This is a genomic window from Vibrio sp. 811 (genome assembly GCF_033339195.1).
In genome coordinates this window covers 1-583 of sequence record NZ_JAWOUB010000684.1, presented here as the reverse complement: position 1 = coordinate 583, position 583 = coordinate 1, and the positions used below count along the sequence as shown (strand labels likewise).

Annotated in this window: 1 protein-coding gene; it reads left to right on the top strand. The window is 44.1% G+C overall.

Annotated features, from left to right (window positions below; all coding sequences use genetic code 11):
* On the top strand, positions 1–583 hold a 583-nt coding region (locus tag R7Q46_RS28820; RefSeq protein WP_318078534.1), incomplete at both ends, for a GGDEF domain-containing protein.

The window sequence follows — 583 nt, the reverse complement described above, 5'->3', positions numbered from 1 at the left end:
AAAAGTAGAAGCAAGAACGAACCAGTTGTTAACGGCAAATAAGCAGCTGGAAGCGCTGTCATTAACGGACTCATTAACTCAACTTCCTAATCGACGCAGTGCAATCAAAACGTTGAAAAAGCTTTGGGATGACACGGAGCACAAAACACTGCCTTTGGTTTGTATCATGATTGATGCGGATTATTTTAAACAAGTCAATGATACGTGTGGGCATGAGGCCGGAGACTTGGTGTTAATCGAGCTTGCACAGGCACTTAAATATCATTTTCGTAGCGATGATATTGTGTGCAGATTGGGAGGTGATGAGTTCTTTGTTATTTGTCCAGACACAGGATTGGACGGCGGGTTACATGTTGCGGAAATGGTAAGAAAACAGGTGTCTCAAATGCTCGTTCCAACGTGTTATGAACCGTGGAGAGGAAGCATCAGTGTTGGCGTTGCAGAGCGAACAGAAAACATGAGTACGTACACCGATTTGATTCGCGCAGCCGATGAATCCGTTTATTTAGCGAAGCAAGAAGGTAAAAATAAAGTTCGGGCTGTTCAAAAGTACGTAACGCAAGAGCCGGTTTCTGTCCGACAA